The following is a 21,941-nucleotide window of genomic DNA, read 5'->3' on the forward strand; positions in this document are numbered from 1 at the left end:
CTATGCCAGAGCCCGCAAGGCGGGGGAAGGGTGGATGATGTCGCGGGTATGCGTTTTCCGGCCTTGTGGCACAGGTTCTGGTGGGCTGATAAGGCGCGCAGGGAATGGTGGTCTGGCTTGCAGCCGGTTTCACAGCCAGTTCAAAATGGCCTCTGCAACCTCGCGCGGCTTTTGATGGTGCAGCCAGTGGTCCGCGCCCTCGATGGCAACACGGGTCAGGTCCGGGGCGTATTCCTCAAGCCCTTGGGTCGATGCGGGCATCAGTGCGGTGTCGTCTTGCCCCCAAACCAGCAGATGCGGGCAGCGCACTTGCAACCGCTCGGGATCAAAGGTCAGCGCGTCGCTGATTGCTTCGCCAGTCTGGCCGATTTTCAACGGGGACGCGCGGTACCAGTTCACCATCCCGCGCAGGCCCGACGCATCGCGCCAGGCGGCTTTGTAGCCCGCAAGCGTCTCGCCCTGCAGCCAATCCATATCCATATGCGCCGAAAACAGCCCCATCAGCTTGGCAAAATCATCGGCGGCCAGAATGTCTTCTGATCCTTCGCGGCGCAGGAAATGGATGTATTGCGACGCGTCGGTTTGTGGCCCGCCTTTGGCAAGTTCGCGCTGGAACGGCGCCGGGTGGACGCCGTTCATAATGATCAGTTTTGACACCAGTTCAGGCCGCCCGATCGTCAGCGCATAGGCCACGGATGCGCCCCAGTCATGGCCCAGCAAGATCACCGGTTCATCGCCGATCAACGCGGCCATATCCGACACCAGTTGCGCTGTTTTATAGTGTTCAACCTCTGCCGGTCGCCAGCTTTGGCCATAGCCGCGCTGGTCGGGTGCAATGCAATGAAACCGCGTGGCCAACAAGGGGGCAAGATCATCCCAAGCCCCTGAGTGTTCTGGAAATCCGTGCAACATCAATAGCTTCGGCGCGTTTTTGTTGCCCCAGTGGCGCACGAAAAACGGATGCCCGTTCAGCGTAACTGTCTCGGTCCAATCGGCTGTCATCTGATATTCTCTCCGCCCGCGGTGATGCTTCGCTGTGGCGCGGGCATATACTCTAGCACGATACCAACTGACGTGCCGGGGTCAAATCCCCGCCATGTCGTGCCGTCAAGATAGGGGAGCATATCCTCGCCGCGTAAATGTATCCCCATAAAGGCGGCGGCGAAATGCTGCGCGATGTTGTTCATGCGCGATGTATCCCACACGGGATCTGCATAGTGCAGAAACGGGGGCCAGCCCAGCACATCCGACATGGCCCAGCTTTCTGCAGGGGCCGGAATAGGAGCGGCGGCATTATGACCCGCGCCTTGAAAACTCAGCAAATAGCGGTCCGCGCTTGCCCTCTCAAAGATGCGGCGCATCGCGCGATAGTTCGATACCTCGTCCGACGTGCCAGCGATCATAAACATCGGCGTGTCCAGCTGCGCCAGACCTGGTGCATCCCACATGCTCTGGCCGTTGCCCCATGGGCCGATGGGCATGATTGCCTTTAGCCGTGGATCACGCAGGGCTGCATGGGTGTCCGACCCTGCCAGATGCCGCGACAACATATTGCCCGACCCCGCCCGCGTGTGGTTCAACGCCGTCGCCGCCAGCCCGGCACCCCCCATGATCAACGCGCCATAGCCGCCCATCGAATACCCGATCAGCCCGACCTTTTCGCAATTGACCAACGCGCCCAACTCGCCGCCCAGCTCTGCCATTCCATCAATCACACCGCGCTGGTCCAGCGGCCGGTGTACCAATGTGACCTCAAACGGTTGCTGGTCCTGATAGGTGCTGCCCGCATGATCGGGGGCGGCCACGACATACCCCTTGGCGGCAAGGCTTTCCGCCAGATGTGCCAGCAAATACCGGTTACCGGGATACCCGTGAGAGATAACGATCAGCGGTGCGATCCCTTGGGCGGGCCGGGCATTGCGGCAGGCAGAGCCGTGCAAAATCGTCGGGGTTACCCCGTCGCGGATCAATGTGTCATAGCCGATGCCGGGCTCTGTATCCGCACGGGCCGGATACCAGATTTCCGTCGTCAATGTCCGGCCAGCATAGATGGTGATATCGTGGGTGGTGACCCCAACCGGATGCTGCCCTCGCGCCGCCAGACTGGGCGCATCAGGACGCACGATATCAATACGGTTATGCACAGTGCCCCCTTTAGTTAGACCCACTACTACGGCGGGAATACTGTGACAAGCGATGTTGCGATAGGCAAGAAGGTGGGCGGTTAAATTAGGTGGGGCAGATGGGTTTTTAACGCGTCAAAAGTATAGGCAATACGGCGCAACCGCGCCTGATCCTCGTGAACAATCAACCAACAAGGCATCATGTGCCGCGTCTCGGGGGACACCCGCACCAGTCCCAGACGCGCGGCCAGTTTGACCTGACATATGCCGACGCCTACCCCCGCGCGCAGATGTGCGATCTGAACCAAGGGATCATCGCTGCGCAAAATGATGTTACGCGGTTCAGGCATACCCGCGGCTGCCATGGCCGGCAGCATCCGGTTTTCACGGTCGTCCGCGATAAACGGCAGATCCTCGATCGGGCGGTCGGACAGGGGCAGCGATGGCGCGGCAAACAGCCCCAGCTCGACGTCCGGCAGACGTTTTGCAATTAACGCCTGCTGGGTGGGCTGCACAAACCGCACCCCGATATCCGCCGCCCGCCGCAGCAGGTTCTCCGTGCTGTCGGTGCCCACCAGCTCGAACCGTAGATCCTGCGCATCGCGGGTGATCCGGCCCAGAATGTCGGGCAGTACAAACCCCGCCAACACCCGGCTACAGGTGATCCGAACGGTCCCCGCCACCGCGTCTTTGTTGCCCGACGCGATGCGGCGCAAGGCTCCGGCTTCCTCAAGCACGGACGCAGCGGCTGGTATCAGGCTATGCGCCATTTGTGTCGGGGTCAGCCCGTTGGCCGAGCGTGTGAACAGTTGTACGCCCAGCTCATCCTCCAATGTTTCGATATGGCGGCGCACCGTGGGATGCGCCAAGCCCAATTGCCGTGCGGCCGCAGACAGGCTGCCGTGGGTCATCACCGCATGAAAACTGGGGATCACATCAAGAGAGGAGAACAAGCTGCTCATCAAATTATGATAGCTGACTGTACGCTTTTGACCAATTTATTTCAGCTGGGGCATATGGGAATGCTGAGGCAGAAACATCAACAAAGGATATGTGACATGCAGGGCGATCCCAAACCACATTTTGCCATTCGATATATTTTGCAAAGCGAAGGGGCGCTGATCGCCATAGCCGGCATCGGTCTGTATGCGCAGCACGGGTTCAGCTGGCTGCTGTTTGCGGTGCTGATTCTCGCCCCCGATCTGGCGATGATCGGGTATTTGCGCGGACCACGTGTGGGGGCATTCTGGTACAACCTTGCCCATAGCTATATCGCGCCGCTGGTCCTGATGGCGGTGGGGCAGTGGGCTGCCAGCGAAACGGCCATGGCGATCGGCCTGATCTGGGGCGTTCACATCGGTGCCGACCGCGCATTGGGATATGGGCTGAAATATCCGGATACGTTTAAATCCACCCATCTGGGCCGGATTTAGAATCTCTTTCCCTTGTGTGGTTGCTGGCCTATGTCATGCAACATGACTTCAAACATGACATATATCGGCCACGCCCGCGCAATTGCGGTGATGGGGCTTCCACTGGTTGGTGGCCATCTGGGACAGGTGGCCATCGGTGTGACGGACACGGTGATGATGGGGTGGTACAGCGTAGAGGCCTTGGCCGCTGTCACCCTTGCCAGCACCTATTTCTTTGTTCTGCTGATTTTCGGGTCTGGCTTTGCGTGGGGCGTGATGCCCATGGTCGCCGCGTTCGAGGCCGAGGGCGATGAAACCAGTCTGCGCCGCGCCACCCGCATGGGGCTGTGGCTGTCGCTGGGCTTTGCCTGTCTGTCACTGCCGTTGATGATCTGGTCGCGTCCGGTGATGGCGCTGATGGGGCAGGAACCGGCGCTGGCCGAGATGGTCGGCCAATATCTGGCGATTGCCGGATGGGGTATTATCCCCGCGCTGCTGGTTATGGTCCTCAAAAGCTATCTGGCGGCGTTGGAACGGACCCAAGTGGTTTTCTGGATCACCATCGTGTCCGCCATCGCGAATGTTCTGGCGAATTACGCCTTTATCTTTGGCAATTGGGGCGCGCCTGAACTGGGTATTCGCGGTGCTGCACTTGCATCGCTTGCCTCGAATTCCGTGGCGTTGCTGGCGGTGGTTTTCTATGTCCTCAAGGCCTTGCCAGAGCATCAGATTTTCGTGCGCCTGTGGCGTCCCGACTGGGATATGCTGGCGCGGGTGTTCCGTCTGGGCCTGCCCATCGGCTTTACTGGCCTAAGTGAGGTCGGTTTGTTTGCCGCCTCTGCTGTGATGATGGGCTGGCTTGGCACCGTGGCGCTGGCCGCACACGGGATCGCCCTGCAACTGGCATCAATGACATTCATGGTGCATCTGGGCATCAGCAACGTCGCCACAATCCGCGCGGGCAACGCCTATGGCCGCCGCGACCCTGAACATCTGGCCAAGGGCGCGATCACGGGCACGGCAATGTCTATCTGTATTGCCGCCCTGACGATTGTCGCCTTTGTGGCCTGGCCGGAACCGCTGATTGATCTGTTCATGCAGAAATCCGAACCGGCGCGTGCCCAAATCCTGGTCGTGGGCACCGGGCTTTTGGCGATGGCGGCGCTGTTCCAGCTTGTGGATGGGGCGCAGGCCGTGGCCCTTGGGTTGCTGCGCGGCGTGCAGGATACCAAGATACCGATGATCCTTGCCGGTATCAGCTATTGGGTGGTGGGTATCCCCGCATCCTATCTGCTGGGCTTCACCTTGGGGCTGGACGGCATTGGCGTCTGGCTGGGGCTGGTCGTTGGCCTAGGCGTGGCCGCTATTTTGCTGAACCTGCGGTTTTGGGGCCCTGCGATGCGGGGCCTGCGCAAGGCCCGCGCGGGTGCTACTGTGCAGACCTAGGGCATCCGGGCTGATTTTTTGCGCACCAGCGTGCTGCGCAGATCATGCATGGCCAGCAACAACGCATCGGTGACCTCTTCCAGCTGTTCGTCGCTGGCCTTGGATTGCACCCACTGGGTGGTCAGGTTCAGATAATCAATCGCGCGGTGGATATCGTCCATATCGCGCTGCGCCACCAATGCGGCGCGTTCTTCCATCCACGCCCGGATATGCGCGATATCCGTATCTGATAATTCCCTGTCACCTTGGGGCTTGATCTCGCCATTGCGAATATTTGCCACGGCGATCTGGTCCATTTCGATCCGGCGCTGACGGTTCGCCGTATCGATCCGAAACACCGCTGCGCCGTTGTCCCGGACGCGGAAATAGTATTCTGGCAATTCGGTTGTCATCTCAGTGGTCCTTTTGTCTGGCGTTGGCACCCCCATACCCACCGAAGGGCTAACAAATGAATACCTTACGGGGGGCAGGGTTGGCTGGCGTGGGGCTAGGTCAGCCCCGCGCAAAACCCTTGTATCCGCGTGCAGGCTTCCTTGAGCGCCGCATCCGAGGTGGCATAGCTGATGCGAAAGTTCGGGCTAAGCCCAAAGGCCGCGCCAAACACCACCGCCACACCGGTTTCCTCAAGCAATGCAGTCGCGAAAACCTCGTCGTCGGTGATCTTGGTGCCCGCCGCCGATGTTTTGCCAATCAGCCCCTTGATCGACGGATAGACATAAAATGCGCCCTCTGGCTTGGGGCAGATCATTCCGTCGATCTCGTTCAGCATATCTACTACCAGATCACGGCGGCGCACGAACATCTTGTTGTTCTCGGGGATGAAATCCTGCGGACCGTTCAAGGCCTCGACAGCAGCCCATTGGCTGATCGAACAGGGGTTCGACGTCGATTGCGACTGAATTTTCCGTATCGCCCCGATCAATTTTTCCGGACCCGCAGCATAGCCGATCCGCCAGCCGGTCATGGCATAGGCCTTGGACACACCGTTCATCGTCAAGGTGCGGTCATACAAGGCCGGCTCCACCTGCGCAGGGGTGCAGAATTTGAAATCATCATAGGCCAGATGTTCGTACATATCGTCGGTCAGCACCCAGACATGGGGGTGACGCATCAACACATCGGTCAGCGCCTTTAGCTCGTCCCAGCTATAGCCCGCACCTGTCGGGTTCGACGGCGAGTTGAAAATGAACCACTTGGTCTTGGGGGTGATCGCCGCTTCCAGCGCTTCGGCCGTCAGCTTGAAGTTGTTCTCAAGAGTTGCAGGCGCAATGACGGGCTCTCCGCCGGCCAGCAAAACCATATCGGGATAGCTGACCCAATAGGGCGCGGGAATCACGACTTCTTCGCCGGGGTTCAAGGTGGCCATGAACGCGTTATACAACACCTGCTTGCCGCCTGTGCCCACGGTGATCTGCGCAGGAACGTAGTCCAACCCGTTGTCCCGTTTGAATTTTTCGCAAATCGCTTGCTTTAATTCAGGAATGCCATCGACGGCCGTGTATTTCGTTTTGCCAGCCTTGATCGCGGCAATCCCTGCCTCTTGGATATTGATGGGCGTGTCAAAATCCGGCTCACCGGCACCCAGACCGATGACATCACGGCCAGCGGCCTTCAGTTCGGCCGCTTTTTGGGTCACAGCAATGGTGGGGGACGGTTTTACGCGGGCAAGAGTCTTGGACAGCAGTTCCATTTCGGCCTCAGTTTGATATGTGTGCGTGACACTCATAGGGCTGACCCCCGCACCGATCAAGCAACAACGGTGCCATACAGGAGAGAACCAATGAACGAGAACACAGATTGGTACGGCCCGGACGTGGCCACCTTTGGGGATCGCGTCGCTGCGGCACGTGAAAATGCCCAGATGACACAGGTCGCACTGGCCAAACGGCTGGGCGTAAAACAATCGACCCTGCGCGGCTGGGAGGACGACCTGTCAGAACCGCGCGCCAACCGTCTTGCCACTTTGGCGGGGGTTCTGGGTGTGTCGATGATGTGGCTGATCAACGGCGAAGGCGAAGGCCTCGATGCGCCCGAAGAAGGCCCCTCCGCAGATGAAAGCGCCATGGACGTGCTGAATGAGTTGCGCGATCTGCGCACCGATATGCTTAAACGGGCAGAGCAGTTGGGACGCCTTGAAAAGCGCCTGCGCAACTCACTACGGGGCACATAAAATGGCGGAACTGCGCGAACACAAGATCAAACGTCTGCACATGCGTTCCATGCGGCGCGGGATAAAAGAGATGGATTTGATTCTGCCGTCTTATGCGTCCACCCGGTTGGAAACCATGGATGATGCGGCGCTGGCGCTGTATGACGACATGCTGGCCGAGAATGATCATGATTTGTATCAATGGGTTACGGGGCAAAAGACACCGCCCGCAGAATTCGCTGCATTGATCGCTGATATCAAGACGCATATCGCGGATAACCCGCTTTAGGCCGATGGGTTAAGCTATTAAATTGCATTCGAAATAAGCATGTAACTGGTTTAACGATATATTTCTCTTTTTTGTTGAGTTTCCGACAAAGCAGTTTTTGTCGGAGAGAGATATGAGTGTCCAAGATCAAATCACCCTGCCGGGATCCCAAAAAGGGTTTATGGTCGGCTACCTCGAGGCGCTCAGCCTTGTGGAACGATTGCACAGGCTTTTGCTGGATGTGATCAAAGATGAATTTGAAAGGGTGGGCGCGCTTGAAATCAATGCGGTGCAGGCGTTGCTGCTGTTCAACATCGGCGACAACGAAGTGACCGCCGGCGAATTGAAAACACGCGGGTATTATCAGGGCAGCAACGTCAGCTATAACCTGAAAAAGCTGGTCGATATGGGGTACATGCACCACCAGCGTTGCGAGATTGACCGCCGTTCGGTGCGGGTGCGCCTCACGGAAAAGGGCCGCAATGTCAGCACCATCGTATCTGAACTATTTGCGCGCCACGCCATCGGGTTGGAAAGCAAAGGTGTGTTGGGCCCCGAAGGCATCGAAGACATCACCCATTCGTTGAAACGGGTCGAACGGTATTGGTCAGACCAGATCAGATATATCTACTGATCAATGATCGTGATGGTATGGCGGTCAAATCGTCATAGCCGTTTCGGGGCCATACTTCTGGACCTCCCCAATTTACTCACACATGATCCCGCTATTCATTTTTTGGGGATCATATTATGCAACCGCTTCGTCTCGCCTCCTTTTCCACCGATAACAAAGGGGGCAACCCTGCCGGTGTGGTGATCGCGCCGCAGCATCCCTCGGACCAAGAGATGCGCCAGATCGCAGCGGATCTGGGATATTCCGAAACAGCCTTTGCCAGTCCACAAGATGATGCCTGGCGCGTGCGGTATTTCTCCCCCGAGAGCGAAGTCCCCTTTTGCGGACATGCCACAGTGGCCTTGGGCGCGGCACTTGCTGCCCAGCATGGCAATGGCGTCTACACGCTGGTCCTGAACGAGACGACGATCACTGTCGAAGGGTATAGCGAAAACGGTCAGATGCGCGCGGCACTGCAATCCCCCGCAACGCACAGCACTCCCGCAGCACCCGAATTAGCCGCCGCAGCATGCGCCTTGCTAGGGCTCGGGGCAGATGATCTTGACCCCCGCTTTACCCCCACCTTTGCCGGGGCAGGGGCCACACATCTTATCCTTGCGCTGAACAGCCGCGATAGATTGGCCGCGATGTCCTATGATCTGGCAGCCGGGCGCGATCTGATGCGTGAACATGGCCTTGTCACAATCATGTTGGTCTGGGTCGAAAACGATCAGCTTTTCCACGTGCGCAACGCGTTTGCCTCTGGCGGCGTACTGGAAGACCCCGCAACCGGGGCGGCTGCCGCTGCGTTTTCCGGATACCTACGTGATATCTCATGGCCGCATGGCGGCAAAATCACCATCATCCAAGGCGAGGACATGGGCGCGAAATCCATCATTACCGCTGAAATCCCCGATGAAAAAGGCGCATCCATCCGCGTGTCAGGCGAGGTGCGCCAAATCTAGCCGGTTTTAGTCGGGGACCAGCTCTGACACCGCCAACATCTCTAACTCGCGCAGCAATTTACGGGTCATTGCGGCTTCGTACGCGTCAAAACCCAATGCCGTTTCCACAAAGGCATCCGGCCCCGTGATCACCTCGGCCTTGAAATACGAGGGCAACCCGCCATTTTCCGGCTGAGGTGGCGCACCGGCAACTGCGCCGATCACCAACGCATTCACGGTAATCCCCCGCGCGCCAATCGCGTCTTTCACATCGCGAGGGCGGGGGCCGAGGTTCGACATCCCATCGCCGGAGATATCCAAGGTCCGTTTCCAGCAGTCGGGCTGTTGATCCAGATACTGCCCGCCCAAGATCATCGCCGTACCCAAAGCCGTACCCGGCGACACATCGCGCCGCGCGGTTTGCAGCAAGGTCTCGATAAATCCGTTCAACGTGGCCGCATCCACAATCGCCGTCCAAGGGGCAATCACCGCCTGATCTGACGGGCCGCTCCACTCGTACACCATGACGGAAACCGGCACGCCCGGCGCAGACAACAGTGCATCACGCACCGCCACATTATCCAGCGCAGCCGCCAAGCCGTTGATCTGCAAGCGATACTCCTGCGCATCGACTGACCCCGACACATCCAACCCTAGCGCCAGCGCCTGACGGCACGCCGCATCCGCCATCCCGGCAAACCCAAGCGCCAATACACAGGCCAGCACCCTGATCATCCCGCATCCACCGGCGCGGTCAGCATGCCAATCGCGGGGGGCGTCAGCTCGCGTTCCAGCTTGATCCGCATGGCCCGCTCGTAATCCTCGAACCCGTTGGCGACGACCAGAAACGCGCCCGGCCCGTGCAACACCTCGGCGCGGTAAAATGCGATCAATCCGACCTCGGCCTCGTAGTCGGCAGCGTTCACCACCAACCCGTTCACCGTGACCCCCTCAAACGGAAAGGCAGCATAGGCATGCTGCGGCCCGAAGCCTTCGTTGTTTTGACCATCGCCCGCCATATCCAGCGTCTTGTATAAACAGCTCGGCGCGCGTTCCAGCAGACCCGCGCCATAGCCCAGCCCGTAACCCATCGCCGTGGGGAAATCATTGTGGCTGCGTTTGCTGCGGGCCACCGTTTCGGCTGCGCGCAGCAAATCATCCAGCGTGCCAATCAACGTCCAATCCAAAATCAGCTGTTGATTATAGCGGCCCGACCATTCGTAAACCGCCAGCGCCACCGGCAAATCACTGGCGAAAAACGCCCGTGCCACCGCGTCCGACACCAGCGCTGACGCCATGCCACCGCGTTGCAAACGGTCCTCAGCGGCATCAACAGAACTGGACACGTCCATGGCCAAAACCAACGCCAGCCGACACCCCGCCGCTGCAACAGCGACAGGGCAAACCAGCAACGCGGTGGCCAAGGACGCGACCCGGAACATCGTGTTTACCAGTGACCGATGTTTTCCATGCTTGTCCAAGGTTCCGCCGGTTCCAGCGCGTCGCCTTCTTGTAGCAACTCGATCGAGATATTGTCGGGGGACCGGATAAACGCCATGCGCCCGTCACGCGGGGGGCGGTTGATCACGATGCCGTTGTCTTGCAGCATTTTGCAGGTGTCATAAATGTTTTCGACCGTATAGGCGAGATGCCCGAAATGGCGGCTGTCATCGGGCAGCGCATCATCGCCATCCCAGTTATAGGTCAGCTCAAGATCCGCATGGCCATCGTCCTGACCGGGCGCGCATAGATACACCAGCGTAAACCGCCCGCCTTCGTGGTCCATGCGGCGGCGCTCTTGCAGGCCAAGAAGTTCATAAAAGGCCATGGATTTTTCCAAGTCCTTAACGCGCACCATCGTGTGAAGATATTTGATCGGCATGGGGGTCCTTCTTTCTGGTCTCTGGCGGACAATGGATCAGGGGTTTTATCCCAATGCGCAGTCCTGGATTTCTTGTCTCAAAACGGGGGGCGTTTGAATGCGCCTTGCCCGCTTTGATCGTGAATTTAGGGGCAAAGCCGCGCGTGTCAAAACCTACCGTCAAATGCGACGCGAAAACGGTTGGTTTTACGCGGCCCCGGGGGCATCCTTCCCACAGGGGCGACCCCAAGATCAACACCACATATGGCAGTGCGCGCCCGAACGGCGCTATATTATGGGGTGCAAACAGTGGTGCAGTCGTATAATTGCCAGTGCAGCACTGCCCAAGGTGTTCACAGCTATTTTAAATGAATGATGGCTCTGGATGTACCTGCGGGGTTCTTTTAGTCTTGGGCAGACGACGATCTATACAGCAGGAGGGATGAGTATGCGGCATCCAGAACACCAGTACCTCGACCTTCTTTCACAAGTTCTTGAAAAAGGGGACGAACGTATCGATCGGACGGGTGTGGGCACGCGGTCGATTTTCGGGGCCATGGTGCGCTTTGATCTGTCTGACGGCACTGTGCCGATCCTGACGACCAAGCGTGTTTATTGGAAAACCGCCGTAAAAGAGATGCTTTGGTTTCTGACCGGCGGTACCAACATCCAACCCCTGCTGCGTGAAAATGTGCGCATCTGGTCCGACTGGCCGCTGGCCGCCTACCGCCGCGAGACAGGCCAAGATATCTCGCAACCAGACTTCGAACAACGGATCGTTGAAGACGATGCTTTCGCCGCACGTTGGGGCGAACTGGGCCCAGTATATGGCAAACAGTGGCGGCGCTGGCTTGGCTCGGACGGTCGCGAGCATGACCAGATTGCCGATCTGGTAAAGACGCTGCGCGAGAACCCTAGCAGCCGACGCATGCTTTTTCACGGCTGGAACGTGGCCGAGCTTGGCTCCATGGCTTTGCCACCGTGTCACATGGTCTATCAGTATCACGTGACCTCTGACGGGCGTCTTAACTGCTTGTTATTCCAGCGGTCTGTCGACCTGCTGCTTGGCGCTGCATTCAACTATGTGGGCGCGACCGCGCTGCAACTGATGCTGGCACAACAAGCGGGCTTGCGCCCCGGCGAACTGGTCTGGGTCGGCGGTGACGTCCATTTGTATCTCAACCATCTTGATCAGGCACGCGAGCAACTCTCGAGGGATCCGCGCCCGTTGCCGAAAATGAAGCTTTTGCGCCACGCGGACAGCATTGACGACTACCGGTTCGAGGATTTCGAGGTCGAAGGTTACGACCCGCACCCCGCAATCAAGGCCGACGTCGCGGTATAGGCTTGTGTCCGGCATCTGGCCGCTGCGCTTGGCATCAGAACCCGCAACCCGAAACGCGTAGCCAGAAAACAGTGCCTCGGCATTATGTGTCGTGAAAATCCACGTCCCGTTCAGAAAGGATACCAGATGCGTTCTCAGGAGATTTACGGCCTTTACGCCGCACAAAATTGCGCAGGCCATTCCAAAGCGAAATCGCGCGTAGACGGAGGTGTCGGATCATGATCACGTTGATCGTTGCCAAAGCGTTAAACGGTGCCATCGGGCGTGACGGCACCATTCCGTGGCAGGTGCCCGAAGACCTGAAATCGTTTCAGCGCGAAACCCTTGGCGGCGCGCTGATCATGGGGCGCAACACATGGGATAGCCTTCCGTTCAGGCCGCTGCCCAAGCGTTTGAATATTGTGGTATCTTCCCGTCCTGATGCCGCTGATATTGTGGTGCCAACTGTGGCAGATGGCATCGCGCTGGCGTCCGAACAGGGGTATGATCGGGTCTATGGCATTGGCGGTGCCGGCATTTACCAAGAGATGCTAGGGCTTGCCGACAGGTTGCTTATTTCCGAAGTCGACGTCGAAATTCCGGACGCCGACACGTTTTTCCCGACCTTCGAGCCAGCGAACTGGCGTGCCGTGAACGACCGTGTGCTGCGCGAGACAGAGCCAAGATGCACCGTACGCGAGTATTTGCGGGCGAGGTAAAACCGCGCGTGAGTTGGCACCCACCCTACGTCCGTACGGTGGGGTAATGATAAATAATCAATTGATAACAGTACCTTAAAGTCACCCATGGGTAACCTTGGGGCATGGCAGTCTATGCTTTGCCGATCGGGTTGGTTTGATTGTGGCCTAAAAGGGGTAGACTTGGCGACCGCCACTGGTCAAAATTGACCTAAATCGGAAAGAAGGAGAGGGTAATATGCGTGTTCCAACAGCACTGATCGCCGGACTCGGCATGATGGGGGCGGTCTGCCTACCCGCTCAGGTCTCAGCCGAAGCCAAGATTTACCCATACCCCTCTAATGTGAATTATTGTCCTGCCGGTCTTCAGCCGGTCACCATGGAGGGTGCTATCAGCTGCGGCACGCCAAACCAGACCATGACCTATCAGCAGGTCAAGGCGCATCCGGTCAAGCAGAGACGCGGCTGGGCGCGGTATTCCTGCTTTCCGGGCGAAAAAGGCTGCAGGTAAGTACCGCAGCCAAACTTGCGTAAAAGGCCCGATGCTGACAGATCGCCGACTGCCTTACAAAAGGCTGAGATCCGTCGCCATTTGACGTCCATCGCGACCTTCAGACAATTCGAATGAAACTTTCTGATTGTCGGCAAGACCGGTCAAACCCGATCCTTCAACGGCTGAAATGTGCACAAACACATCGTTGCCGCCGCCCTCTGGTGCGATAAATCCATACCCTTTGGTCGTGTTAAACCATTTAACGGTTCCTGTTGGCATGTCCTTCGGTGCCTCCTGTTGAGTAGTTCGCAGTGCCGTAGTATTTAGGCGCAACCAAGGTTAATCGGTTGAGCTACATCAAAACATCGTCTGGTTTAGGCAAAAATCAAGAAAATTCCCGGTGTAGTCGTGCTGCGCGGGTGAAAATCTTAAGGAAACGACAAGATATGATCATTTATGGGCTGAAAAACTGCGATACCTGCCGCAAGACTGTCAAAGCGTTGCCAGAGGCCCAATTGGTCGATGTGCGGGCAGAAGGCGTGCCGGATGACGTGATGCAGCGGGCATTCGCGCAATTTGGCGCGGCGCTGTTGAACACGCGGTCGACCACGTGGCGCGGGTTGGACGCGGATGAACGGGACGCCGATCCGCTGGTGTTGATCGCGCAGCATCCTGCGTTGATGAAGCGGCCGTTGATCGACGACGCCGGCACGCTTTATCTGGGATGGACCAAACAGGTTCAGGACGCGCTTGCGGTTTAGCGGCGGCGCATCAGCAATAGTTTATCAAGAGACAGTGGCCCAGCACCTTTGACCAAAAGCGTGACCAGCAGCAGCAACCACAGTGCGCGCTGGTCCAGAATTGCGGCATCTGGGATGCGATCAAACCAGCGACCCAAAGCATCATATTGACCGTGCCCGAAGATGTCGGTCGTCGATTGAAGGGCGACAAACCCGATCATGCCCAAAGCGGCGAAGCGGGTGAACAACCCCGCCACGATCAGCACCGGCAGCAAGAATTCGGCGGCAATGCCCGCAATAACCACCGCGTGGTGGAACAGGCCAAGGGCCGAGGTGTCATAGCCAGCATTTGCGAAGGCTTGCGGGAGAATCTGGATGTAGGCACCCGCACTTGGAGTCAGTACGCCGATGGCACCGTCCCCCAATTTGGTCACACCGGAATTCAGAAAATAGACGGCCAAGACCGCCGCAAACACCAGCCGTGCAAGTGTTGCCAGAAGCCAATCCTGGCGGAACAGTCGTGCGGCGGCACCGTCGTAGACGTTAAGAATTTGTTGCATCTGCGGCCCCTTCATTTGCGCAAAAGGCGTTGCTGGCAAAGGCGATGGTTAATGCGGCACCCAAATCAAATTCGGGGGTTTGCACGACCGTTGCATCATGCGCCTGAACCAAGGTTTTTCCCTGATCGAGATGCTGCAACCAATCGGCGGCACCGGGGGGCAACAGCCTTGGTTCCGGGTCGAATTCGACCCTTGTGATGATCACGTCTTGGGGCTGCATTTGCGGCTTTGGCGCATCCTTGACCATGTTGAAACGCCAGATATCAAACAGAGGCCAAGAAGAGGTTAATATCCGTGTTGAAGGGGCGCGCGTGAGCGTCTGTGCCATCATCGCATCCTGCGGCAACTGCTGAAATGCGCCCAGATCAAACGCGGGTGCATCGGCCGCGTGGTAGGATGCCCGCATCGCCAGATCAAGCCGCGCGCAATCAGGTAGATAACCGAATTTATCAAGCTGTGGCAGCTGCTTGAGGAATGCGGGGAAGGCGTTTCCGTAATGCATCATCAAGGGCGATGTCGGCGGGTGTGCCCGCACATATAGCGGCGCGAGGCTGTCGAAACTTTGCCCGCCCAGTATTTTGCGCACCAAGGGAAATGCGGTTTGCAATGCTGCGATCAGCGAATGGGTGACGTTGTTGCGGTAGACGTCATAGCGTTTGCCAGCGGCGGAACCATCAGGGCCTTCAAGCCCGTCCGGAACGCAAGCCAAAGGGTCAAGCAACCCGGCGCGAAAATCATTCTGGTCTGTCATAGGGCCAGTGCATGGGCGGCGCGCTGTGCCTCGGCCCGCAGGGTGGGCCAATCGGGCACATCATTGTCCCATTCGACCAACACCGGTTTGGGGCCGGTCCGCGCAAGTGTATAATCCAGCAAGGCCCAGACAGGATCAACCACCGGCTTGCCATGGCTATCGATCAGCAGGGGCGCACCGGCATCATCGGTGTCTTCGTCATGGCCGCCGACATGGATTTCGCCGACATGCGCCAGCGGAAAGGCATCTATATATTGCTGTGCTGACAGGCCAAGATTGGTGGCCGAGATAAAGACGTTATTGACGTCCAGCAGCAGCCCGCATCCGGTTTTGCGCACCAGTTCGGCCAGAAAATCGGTCTCGGACAGGGTGGATTCAGCAAAGGCCAGATAGCTGGACGGGTTTTCGAGCAGCATCTGACGGCCAAGGGTGTCTTGGACCTGACCGATGTGGCTGGCGACGCGGTTCAATGTTGCGTCTGTATAGGGCAGCGGCAGCAGATCGTTCAGGAATTCAGCGCCATGGGTCGACCATGCAAGATGTTCGGAAAAACTGGCAGGCTGCGCCCAATCACATAGCTTTTTCAAACGGTTAAGGTGATCGCGGTCCAGCGGGGTTTCGCCCCCGATACTTAGGCCCACGCCATGAACAGAGAGAGCAAAGCGTTTCGACAATGCACGCAGCTGGGCAAGCGGGCGGCCACCATCACCCATATAGTTTTCGGCGTGGATCTCGACCCATTCAACAGGGCCGGGATCATCTTGTAAGTCACTGAAATGTTGGGGCTTATAGCCAACCCCCGGGCTGGCGGGCAGTCGGTCAAAGCGGCGTTGACTGTCCAGCATGACGCGCGCTCCCTTTGGGGGGTTCAAGTGTAAGAAACGCAGGCGGCGATTGCCACCGCCTGCGCCAGATTTAGACTTATGCGGGCAGGTCGCGATCGAGCGCTTCGAGCGAGCCTTTGCGCGCGGAACCGTCGGCCATTTCAGGCAGTTCCATGGATTCGCACGTGCCTGCGTCAACCAGTTTCCAAGAATTACCTTGGTAATCAGTCACGGAGGAACCCGCGCATGTTGTACCCGGACCGGCGGCGCAATCATTGGCACCGGCCAGCGCCACACCATAGCATTTTTCCTTTGCGGCAGCGTCGGCAGGCGTGCTGTGGGCGGCCATGGCTGCGGCAACGGCACCGGCGACGGCGAATGTTTTCATTGTGTTGGACATTTTGTATTCCTCCTGATGGTCTGGTTGGTGTTTTGTATTCGTATCTTAGTTAAGCCCATGTTGATGCGACAAAGCTATTCACGTCAAAGTGTCTCACATGAACGTCAGGAAAACCGCTGTTTTTTTGTAATATTTGGCAGAAAAACACCTAAAACGGGTTTTTCGTTGAAACAAACTGTCACATCCGGGCGGGCATGTTTTGCCGCCCGGATGGGTTTGTTACAGAAAATTTTAGCGCAAATCGGGCGGTGTTGCCTCGACCTTGAGGGCTGCGGCCACATCGGCAAGGGATTGGACAGAGGTCTGTTTTTCCCCAAGGCGGCGCACAGATACGGTTTTCTCTTCGACCTCGCGGGCACCCACAGCAAGGATAACGGGCACCTTGCCGACCGAATGTTCACGGACCTTATAGTTGATCTTTTCGTTGCGAATGTCGGCCTCGGCGCGGACACCTGCGGCGGTCAGGGTTTCAATCACCTCGCGCACGTAATCATCCGCCTCGGAGGTGATGGACGCCACAACGACCTGACGCGGGGCCAGCCAGAACGGCAGCTTTCCTGCGTGTTCTTCGATCAGGATGCCGATGAAACGTTCAAAGGATCCTAAGGTTGCGCGGTGCAGCATGACGGGGCGATGTTTCGCACCATCAGACCCGACAAAGGTCGCGTCCAGCCGTTCGGGCAGCACGAAATCAACCTGATGGGTGCCACATTGCCAGTCACGGCCAATCGCGTCGGTCAGCACGAATTCCAGTTTCGGGCCATAGAACGCACCTTCGCCGGGGTTGATCTCGGGCTCGATCCCGGCTTTGCGGGTCGCAGACAGCAGGGCTGCTTCGGCTTTGTCCCATACCTCGTCCGATCCGGCACGGGTTTCGGGGCGGTCCGAGAATTTGACCTTAAAGTTTTCGAATCCGAGGTCTTTGTAGATCGCGGACAGGAATTCGATGTAGATCAGGGTCTCTTCCTCGATCTGGTCCTCGCGGCAGAAGATGTGACCATCGTCTTGGGTAAAGCCGCGTACGCGCATGATGCCGTGCAACGCGCCCGAGGGTTCATAGCGGTTGCACGAGCCGAATTCAGCCATGCGCAACGGCAGGTCGCGATAGGATTTCATACCCTGGTTAAAGATCTGCACGTGGCAGGGGCAGTTCATCGGTTTTAGCGCGTTCACTGATTTCTCGCGGGCGTGTTCTTCGTCTACTTCGACGATGAACATGTGCTCTTGGTACTTTTCCCAGTGGCCCGATGCTTCCCACAGTTTGCGGTCAACGACCTGCGGGGTGTTCACCTCGACGTAGCCGCCTGCGCGTTGTTTGCGGCGCATGTAATCCTGCAACTGGGTATAGATCAGCCAGCCGTTGGGGTGCCAGAACACCTGACCGGGGGCTTCTTCTTGCATGTGGAACAGGTCCATCTCGCGGCCCAGCTTGCGATGGTCGCGTTTGGCGGCCTCTTCGAGCATGTTCAGATGCGCGCGCAGCTTTTCCTTGCCGGTGAATGCCACGCCATAGATGCGTTGCAACATCGGACGGTCGCTGTCGCCGCGCCAATAGGCACCAGCGATGGACATCAGTTTGAACGCGTCGCCGGGCACTTGGCCGGTGTGTTGCAGGTGGGGCCCACGGCACAAATCTTGCCAGTCGCCATGCCAGTACATGCGCAGCGGTTCATCGCCGGGGATGCTTTCGATCAGTTCGACCTTATAGGGTTCGTTCAGGTCTTCGTAATGCTTGATCGCGCGGGGACGGTCCCAAACCTCGGTACGAACCGGATCGCGGGCGTTGATGATTTCCTTCATCTTCTTTTCGATCGCGCCAAGGTCTTCGGGGGTAAAGGGTTCCTTGCGGTCAAAGTCATAGTACCAGCCGTCCTTGATCACCGGGCCGATGGTGACCTTGGTGTCGGGCCAGATTTCCTGAACGGCGCGGGCCATGATGTGGGCAAGGTCGTGGCGGACCAGTTCGTTGGCCTGATCTTCGTCGGCCATGGTGTGGATCGCGATGCTGGCATCTGCGTCAATCGGCCAGGCCAGATCGAAATGCGCACCGTTCACGGTGGCACTGATCGCCTTTTTGCCAAGGGATTTCGAGATGTCGCTGGCAACCTCGCCCGCAGTGATACCTGCGTCGTAGTGCCGTGCATTGCCATCGGGAAGGGTGAGAGTGATCTGGGCCATTTGGGCCTCCTCGTCGGTTTGGCGCCTACGAGACGCCCGGTTGCGGGTTATGTGCCCGCGTTAGATGGCTGCGTGGGGCGGGGTTGTCAATAACTGCGGCATGTTTTGAAACTTCTTTGCGGGCTTATGCGTTGCGACATAATGACGACGCAAAATATCAGCACGGTGGGAAATGACAGGATGCAGGACGGATTGGCGCGCAGGGCCTTTGAAAAACTGTCAGGGGCACAGGGCGACGCCGACGATCTGACGCAGGGCGCGCAAAAGGCCGAAGCGCCAAACGCGTTGCGCCATGTTGCCAGCCTGTCGATGACCAAGGTCGCGGACGGGCTTATTGACCCCAAACTGATGTTGTCATGGCTGCTGACGTCGTTGGGCGCACCCGCCGTTTTTGCGGGCGCGCTGGTGCCGATCCGTGAAAGTGGTGCGTTGCTGCCGCAGATGTTGCTTGCGTCTTGGGTGCAGGCGATGCAGCGGCGTAAATGGGCGTGGGTGTTGGGCAGCGCGGGGCAGGGCATATTCGCCGCGCTGATCGTGCTGGCGGCCCTGACGTTGGAAGGGTCTGCCGCCGGGTTTGCCATTTGTGCGGCCCTTGGCGGGTTAGCGTTGTCGCGGGCCGCCTGCTCGGTTTCCTACAAGGACATTTTGGGCAAGACCGTCGGCCAGTCGCGGCGCGGGGCGATCACCGGGCTGGCGGGGTCAGTATCCTCTGTGGGCGTTGTAATCCTGGCGCTGTTGCTGATGTCGGGCCTGTTTGAAAGCACGGGCATTGTCATCGCGGCCATCGCATTGGCCGCCTGCCTGTGGGGGGTGGCGGCGCTGCTGTTTTCCACGTTGGATGAAATGAAAAGCGACCCCTCCAATGCGGCGAAGGCCGATTTCAGTATTCTAAAACAAGATGCGAACCTGCGCCGCTTTATTCTGGCGCGGGGGTTGTTGGCGTCAACCGCTTTGGCCCCGCCCTACTTTGTGGTGCTTGCAGGGGGAGAGGAACAATCCGCCCTTGGCCAGCTTGGTGCTTTGGTGCTGGCATCGGCGCTGGCGTCATTCCTAAGCTCGTATATCTGGGGACGGTTGTCGGACCAGTCCAGCCGCAAGGTGTTGATGCTGACCGGGATCGTCGGGGCCTGTGCGATGCTGGGGGCCGTCGCGCTAAGCCTGCTGGGGTTGGCCACGCAAATCTGGGCGATGCCGCTGGTGCTGTTTATCCTGATGATCGCCTATCACGGTGTGCGGCAGGGGCGGTCGACCTATCTGGTTGATATGGCACCCAAAGACCAACGGTCGGCCTATGCGGCGGTATCCAACACGGTGATCGGTGTCTTGTTGTTGATCGCGGGATTTGCGGGCGGCGGTGCGGCGCTGGTCGGGCCAAACGCAACGCTGGTTTTATTTGCAATTATGGCGGTGGGGGCCGCTGTTGTGGCCTTTGGCCTAAGCGAGGTCGAAGCAGTGGATTGAACGTTGGCGCGTCTGCTTTTATGACATGGGGGATGGTACATGCATTCAAAAGGATGGCGAGATGTCCAAACACAACCGCACTTTCGAGCTGACAGTCAGCGATATCGACCTGATCGAGGCAGCCCTGCACATCACCAAGCGTGATCTATCGGCTGACGTCTATAACGGAACCCAAGAGATGCTGCCCGCAGATGAGACAGTGGGATCCCTGCGAAAGATCGACGATCTTCTGGGGCGTCTGCACAATCAAAAGATATTCTATCGCCCCTCCAAGGGCACGTATTTGGGCGGATGACCGTGGCGCAAACCCTCAAGACGCCGCAAGGGCGGACGCTGGCCTATCATCTGACCGATGGCCGTGGGCCTTGTGTGGTGTTTCTGGGCGGGCTGAAATCCGACATGCAAGGCACCAAGGCCGTGTTTCTTGAGGATTGGGCCCGACGCGAGGGGCGCGCCTTTTTGCGCTTTGATTATTCGGGCCACGGCGAATCCTCGGGCGATTTCACCGATGGCTGCATTGGCGATTGGGCGCAGGACAGCCTGGCCGCCGTGACCGCGTTGACCAGGGGCAAGATCGTGCCGGTCGGGTCGTCCATGGGCGGCTGGCAGTCGCTTTTGCTGTGTCGCCCGATACCGGACCGGATTGCCGGATTGGTCACCATCGCAGCGGCACCCGATTTTACCGAAGACGGGTATTGGGCCAGCTTTTCCGACGCGCAAAAACAGCAGTTGGAAGCCGAGGGCCGCGTTGAATTACCATCGGATTATATGGAGCCGTACATCATCACCAAGCGGATGATCGAGGACGGGCGCAAGCAGTTGGTGTTGCGGTCCGCGTTGGGCCTGCCGTTTCCGGTGCGGTTCTTGCAGGGCACAGCGGATACAGCCGTGAGCGTCGCGACAGCGGTGAAGCTGTTGGAGCATGCCACGGGGCCGGACATGCAGTTGCAACTGGTCAAAGACGCCGATCACCGCTTTTCGGATGACCGCTGTTTGGGGCTGATGCAAGCGGCGGTGCAAGAGGTGTTGAGTAAGGCGGCGGATGCGTAAACCCGCCAGCATGTGGAGCCTTGAAACCGTCGGGCGGGTGCGTCTGTCGAAACATTTCTATATGCGCGATTTTCTGTATTCCGAGATTGGCGGCTTTCACGGGATCCCCAACATCCCCGACGACCCAGATCTGGCGATTGAAAACGGGCGGGCATTTTGCACCGCGCTGCTGGACCCGCTTGAGGAAACATTTGGCCGGGTCGCGGTGCGGTCGGGGTATCGGTCGCGGACGCTGAATGATTACGGCAACGCCAACAAGCTGAACTGTGCCGCCAGCGACAACCCCGGCGAATGCCATATCTGGGATCGCGGCGCGGGTGATGCGGCGATTGCGGGGGCGTCTGTTGTGATCCCGTGGTTTGCCGATCAATATGATCAGGGCCGCGACTGGCGCGATCTGGCGTGGTGGGTGCATGATCATCTGCCCTATTCCGAGATGTGGTTTTTCCCCAAGCTGGCGGCGTTCAATCTGGTCTGGCGGCCCATGCCTTTGCGCACGATCTCGAGCTATATTGCGCCCAAGGGCATGTTGCTGCGTACGGGGCATACCCCGTCCGAGGACGCAGCGCAGCGCCGTGCGCGATACGCCGATTTTCCGCCCTTGCGCGGCATTGCCTATCCATGATGATCTACGCATCAATCCGGC

Annotated in this window: 28 protein-coding genes; 14 read left to right on the plus strand and 14 right to left on the minus strand. The window is 58.4% G+C overall.

What is annotated here, in order from left to right; genetic code table 11:
* Positions 1-129: 129 nt before the first annotated feature.
* The 3 genes from KZZ06_RS14485 to KZZ06_RS14495 all read right to left on the minus strand — a co-directional run bounded on the left by KZZ06_RS14485 (position 130) and on the right by KZZ06_RS14495 (position 3,085).
* Complete coding sequence (locus tag KZZ06_RS14485; protein ID WP_219580831.1) at positions 130-1,002, minus strand: alpha/beta fold hydrolase; 873 nt, start codon at positions 1,000-1,002, stop codon at positions 130-132.
* Positions 999-2,144, minus strand: coding sequence for an alpha/beta fold hydrolase (locus KZZ06_RS14490; RefSeq protein ID WP_219580832.1), 1,146 nt, complete (start codon positions 2,142-2,144; stop codon positions 999-1,001). The genes KZZ06_RS14485 and KZZ06_RS14490 overlap by 4 nt, the downstream gene beginning before the upstream one ends.
* A gap of 80 nt (positions 2,145-2,224) precedes the next feature.
* Entirely contained in the window at positions 2,225-3,085 is an 861-nt protein-coding gene (locus KZZ06_RS14495) for a LysR family transcriptional regulator (protein ID WP_219580833.1), read from the minus strand.
* Positions 3,086-3,181: 96 nt separating this feature from the next.
* On the opposite strand from KZZ06_RS14495, the gene KZZ06_RS14500 reads away from it, so the two are divergent.
* Both KZZ06_RS14500 and KZZ06_RS14505 read left to right on the plus strand, forming a co-directional pair.
* Complete coding sequence (locus KZZ06_RS14500; RefSeq protein ID WP_219580834.1) at positions 3,182-3,556, plus strand: DUF4260 domain-containing protein; 375 nt, start codon at positions 3,182-3,184, stop codon at positions 3,554-3,556.
* Between the two features lie 42 nt (positions 3,557-3,598).
* Positions 3,599-4,981: an MATE family efflux transporter gene (locus KZZ06_RS14505; RefSeq protein ID WP_219580835.1), complete on the plus strand. Its 1,383-nt coding sequence runs from the start codon at positions 3,599-3,601 to the stop codon at positions 4,979-4,981.
* Here the strand turns inward: KZZ06_RS14505 and KZZ06_RS14510 are convergent.
* Both KZZ06_RS14510 and KZZ06_RS14515 read right to left on the minus strand, forming a co-directional pair.
* Complete coding sequence (locus tag KZZ06_RS14510) at positions 4,978-5,373, minus strand: hypothetical protein (RefSeq protein ID WP_219580836.1); 396 nt, start codon at positions 5,371-5,373, stop codon at positions 4,978-4,980. The genes KZZ06_RS14505 and KZZ06_RS14510 overlap by 4 nt on opposite strands.
* A 95-nt stretch (positions 5,374-5,468) precedes the next feature.
* Positions 5,469-6,671 carry a pyridoxal phosphate-dependent aminotransferase gene (locus tag KZZ06_RS14515; RefSeq protein WP_219580956.1) on the minus strand — a complete coding sequence of 401 codons (1,203 nt, stop codon included), beginning with the start codon at positions 6,669-6,671 and terminating at the stop codon, positions 5,469-5,471.
* Between the two features lie 90 nt (positions 6,672-6,761).
* Here KZZ06_RS14515 and KZZ06_RS14520 point away from each other — a divergent pair, with 90 nt between their 5' ends.
* The 4 genes from KZZ06_RS14520 to KZZ06_RS14535 all read left to right on the plus strand — a co-directional run bounded on the left by KZZ06_RS14520 (position 6,762) and on the right by KZZ06_RS14535 (position 8,976).
* Positions 6,762-7,151, plus strand: a complete 390-nt coding sequence (locus KZZ06_RS14520; protein WP_219580837.1) for a helix-turn-helix domain-containing protein — start codon at positions 6,762-6,764, stop codon at positions 7,149-7,151.
* A gap of 1 nt (position 7,152) precedes the next feature.
* On the plus strand, positions 7,153-7,419 hold the full coding sequence (locus tag KZZ06_RS14525; RefSeq protein ID WP_219580838.1) for a succinate dehydrogenase assembly factor 2: 267 nt from the start codon (positions 7,153-7,155) through the stop codon (positions 7,417-7,419).
* A gap of 112 nt (positions 7,420-7,531) precedes the next feature.
* Complete coding sequence (locus KZZ06_RS14530; protein WP_219580839.1) at positions 7,532-8,032, plus strand: MarR family winged helix-turn-helix transcriptional regulator; 501 nt, start codon at positions 7,532-7,534, stop codon at positions 8,030-8,032.
* A gap of 116 nt (positions 8,033-8,148) precedes the next feature.
* A complete protein-coding gene (locus tag KZZ06_RS14535; RefSeq protein ID WP_219580840.1) occupies positions 8,149-8,976 on the plus strand; it encodes a PhzF family phenazine biosynthesis protein in 828 nt (275 codons plus the stop codon).
* A 6-nt stretch (positions 8,977-8,982) separates the two neighbouring features.
* Here the strand turns inward: KZZ06_RS14535 and KZZ06_RS14540 are convergent, their stop codons facing one another.
* Genes KZZ06_RS14540 through KZZ06_RS14550 form a run of 3 tightly spaced genes read right to left on the minus strand, consistent with a single transcriptional unit; the run spans position 8,983 to position 10,837 of the window.
* Positions 8,983-9,690, minus strand: coding sequence for a DUF1194 domain-containing protein (locus tag KZZ06_RS14540; RefSeq protein ID WP_219580841.1), 708 nt, complete (start codon positions 9,688-9,690; stop codon positions 8,983-8,985).
* Entirely contained in the window at positions 9,687-10,397 is a 711-nt protein-coding gene (locus tag KZZ06_RS14545) for a DUF1194 domain-containing protein (RefSeq protein WP_219580842.1), read from the minus strand. Before KZZ06_RS14545 ends, KZZ06_RS14540 begins: the two co-directional genes overlap by 4 nt.
* 5 nt (positions 10,398-10,402) lie before the next feature.
* A complete protein-coding gene (locus KZZ06_RS14550) occupies positions 10,403-10,837 on the minus strand; it encodes a VOC family protein (RefSeq protein ID WP_219580843.1) in 435 nt (144 codons plus the stop codon).
* A 427-nt stretch (positions 10,838-11,264) separates the two neighbouring features.
* Between KZZ06_RS14550 and thyA the strand changes: the two genes are divergently transcribed.
* The 3 genes from thyA to KZZ06_RS14565 all read left to right on the plus strand — a co-directional run bounded on the left by thyA (position 11,265) and on the right by KZZ06_RS14565 (position 13,349).
* Positions 11,265-12,161 (plus strand): thymidylate synthase, encoded by an 897-nt coding sequence (thyA, locus tag KZZ06_RS14555; protein WP_219580844.1) that lies wholly within the window; start codon positions 11,265-11,267, stop codon positions 12,159-12,161.
* Between the two features lie 218 nt (positions 12,162-12,379).
* Positions 12,380-12,859, plus strand: coding sequence for a dihydrofolate reductase (locus KZZ06_RS14560; RefSeq protein ID WP_219580845.1), 480 nt, complete (start codon positions 12,380-12,382; stop codon positions 12,857-12,859).
* A 217-nt stretch (positions 12,860-13,076) separates the two neighbouring features.
* The gene (locus KZZ06_RS14565) at positions 13,077-13,349 is read left to right on the plus strand and encodes a hypothetical protein (protein ID WP_219580846.1); all 273 of its coding nucleotides are present in this window, start codon (positions 13,077-13,079) and stop codon (positions 13,347-13,349) included.
* Between the two features lie 54 nt (positions 13,350-13,403).
* On the opposite strand, the gene KZZ06_RS14570 is transcribed toward KZZ06_RS14565, so the two are convergent.
* Positions 13,404-13,610, minus strand: a complete 207-nt coding sequence (locus KZZ06_RS14570) for a cold-shock protein (protein WP_219580847.1) — start codon at positions 13,608-13,610, stop codon at positions 13,404-13,406.
* 167 nt (positions 13,611-13,777) lie between these two features.
* Here KZZ06_RS14570 and KZZ06_RS14575 point away from each other — a divergent pair, with 167 nt between their 5' ends.
* A complete protein-coding gene (locus KZZ06_RS14575) occupies positions 13,778-14,092 on the plus strand; it encodes an arsenate reductase family protein (RefSeq protein WP_219580848.1) in 315 nt (104 codons plus the stop codon).
* On the opposite strand, the gene KZZ06_RS14580 is transcribed toward KZZ06_RS14575, so the two are convergent.
* The 5 genes from KZZ06_RS14580 to thrS all read right to left on the minus strand — a co-directional run bounded on the left by KZZ06_RS14580 (position 14,089) and on the right by thrS (position 18,784).
* Positions 14,089-14,631 (minus strand): DoxX family membrane protein, encoded by a 543-nt coding sequence (locus KZZ06_RS14580; RefSeq protein WP_219580849.1) that lies wholly within the window; start codon positions 14,629-14,631, stop codon positions 14,089-14,091. The two genes, KZZ06_RS14575 and KZZ06_RS14580, sit on opposite strands and share 4 nt — an antisense overlap.
* Positions 14,615-15,382 (minus strand): DNA-binding domain-containing protein, encoded by a 768-nt coding sequence (locus tag KZZ06_RS14585; RefSeq protein ID WP_219580850.1) that lies wholly within the window; start codon positions 15,380-15,382, stop codon positions 14,615-14,617. Before KZZ06_RS14585 ends, KZZ06_RS14580 begins: the two co-directional genes overlap by 17 nt.
* A complete protein-coding gene (locus KZZ06_RS14590; RefSeq protein ID WP_219580851.1) occupies positions 15,379-16,227 on the minus strand; it encodes a DUF692 family multinuclear iron-containing protein in 849 nt (282 codons plus the stop codon). The genes KZZ06_RS14585 and KZZ06_RS14590 overlap by 4 nt, the downstream gene beginning before the upstream one ends.
* A 76-nt stretch (positions 16,228-16,303) precedes the next feature.
* Complete coding sequence (locus KZZ06_RS14595) at positions 16,304-16,606, minus strand: DUF2282 domain-containing protein (RefSeq protein WP_219580852.1); 303 nt, start codon at positions 16,604-16,606, stop codon at positions 16,304-16,306.
* Between the two features lie 231 nt (positions 16,607-16,837).
* Complete coding sequence (gene thrS / locus KZZ06_RS14600) at positions 16,838-18,784, minus strand: threonine--tRNA ligase (RefSeq protein WP_219580853.1); 1,947 nt, start codon at positions 18,782-18,784, stop codon at positions 16,838-16,840.
* Positions 18,785-18,964: 180 nt separating this feature from the next.
* Between thrS and KZZ06_RS14605 the strand changes: the two genes are divergently transcribed.
* The 4 genes from KZZ06_RS14605 (at position 18,965) to KZZ06_RS14620 (ending at position 21,920) form a co-directional block, all read left to right on the plus strand.
* A complete protein-coding gene (locus tag KZZ06_RS14605) occupies positions 18,965-20,245 on the plus strand; it encodes an MFS transporter (RefSeq protein WP_219580957.1) in 1,281 nt (426 codons plus the stop codon).
* 61 nt (positions 20,246-20,306) lie between these two features.
* A complete protein-coding gene (locus KZZ06_RS14610; protein WP_219580854.1) occupies positions 20,307-20,540 on the plus strand; it encodes a hypothetical protein in 234 nt (77 codons plus the stop codon).
* Entirely contained in the window at positions 20,537-21,295 is a 759-nt protein-coding gene (locus tag KZZ06_RS14615) for a carboxylesterase (RefSeq protein ID WP_219580855.1), read from the plus strand. Before KZZ06_RS14610 ends, KZZ06_RS14615 begins: the two co-directional genes overlap by 4 nt.
* Positions 21,296-21,305: 10 nt before the next feature.
* Entirely contained in the window at positions 21,306-21,920 is a 615-nt protein-coding gene (locus KZZ06_RS14620) for a hypothetical protein (RefSeq protein WP_219580958.1), read from the plus strand.
* Positions 21,921-21,941 lie beyond the last annotated feature (21 nt).

It is taken from the genome of Sulfitobacter sp. CW3 (assembly GCF_019392245.1).
Lineage (GTDB): Bacteria > Pseudomonadota > Alphaproteobacteria > Rhodobacterales > Rhodobacteraceae > Sulfitobacter.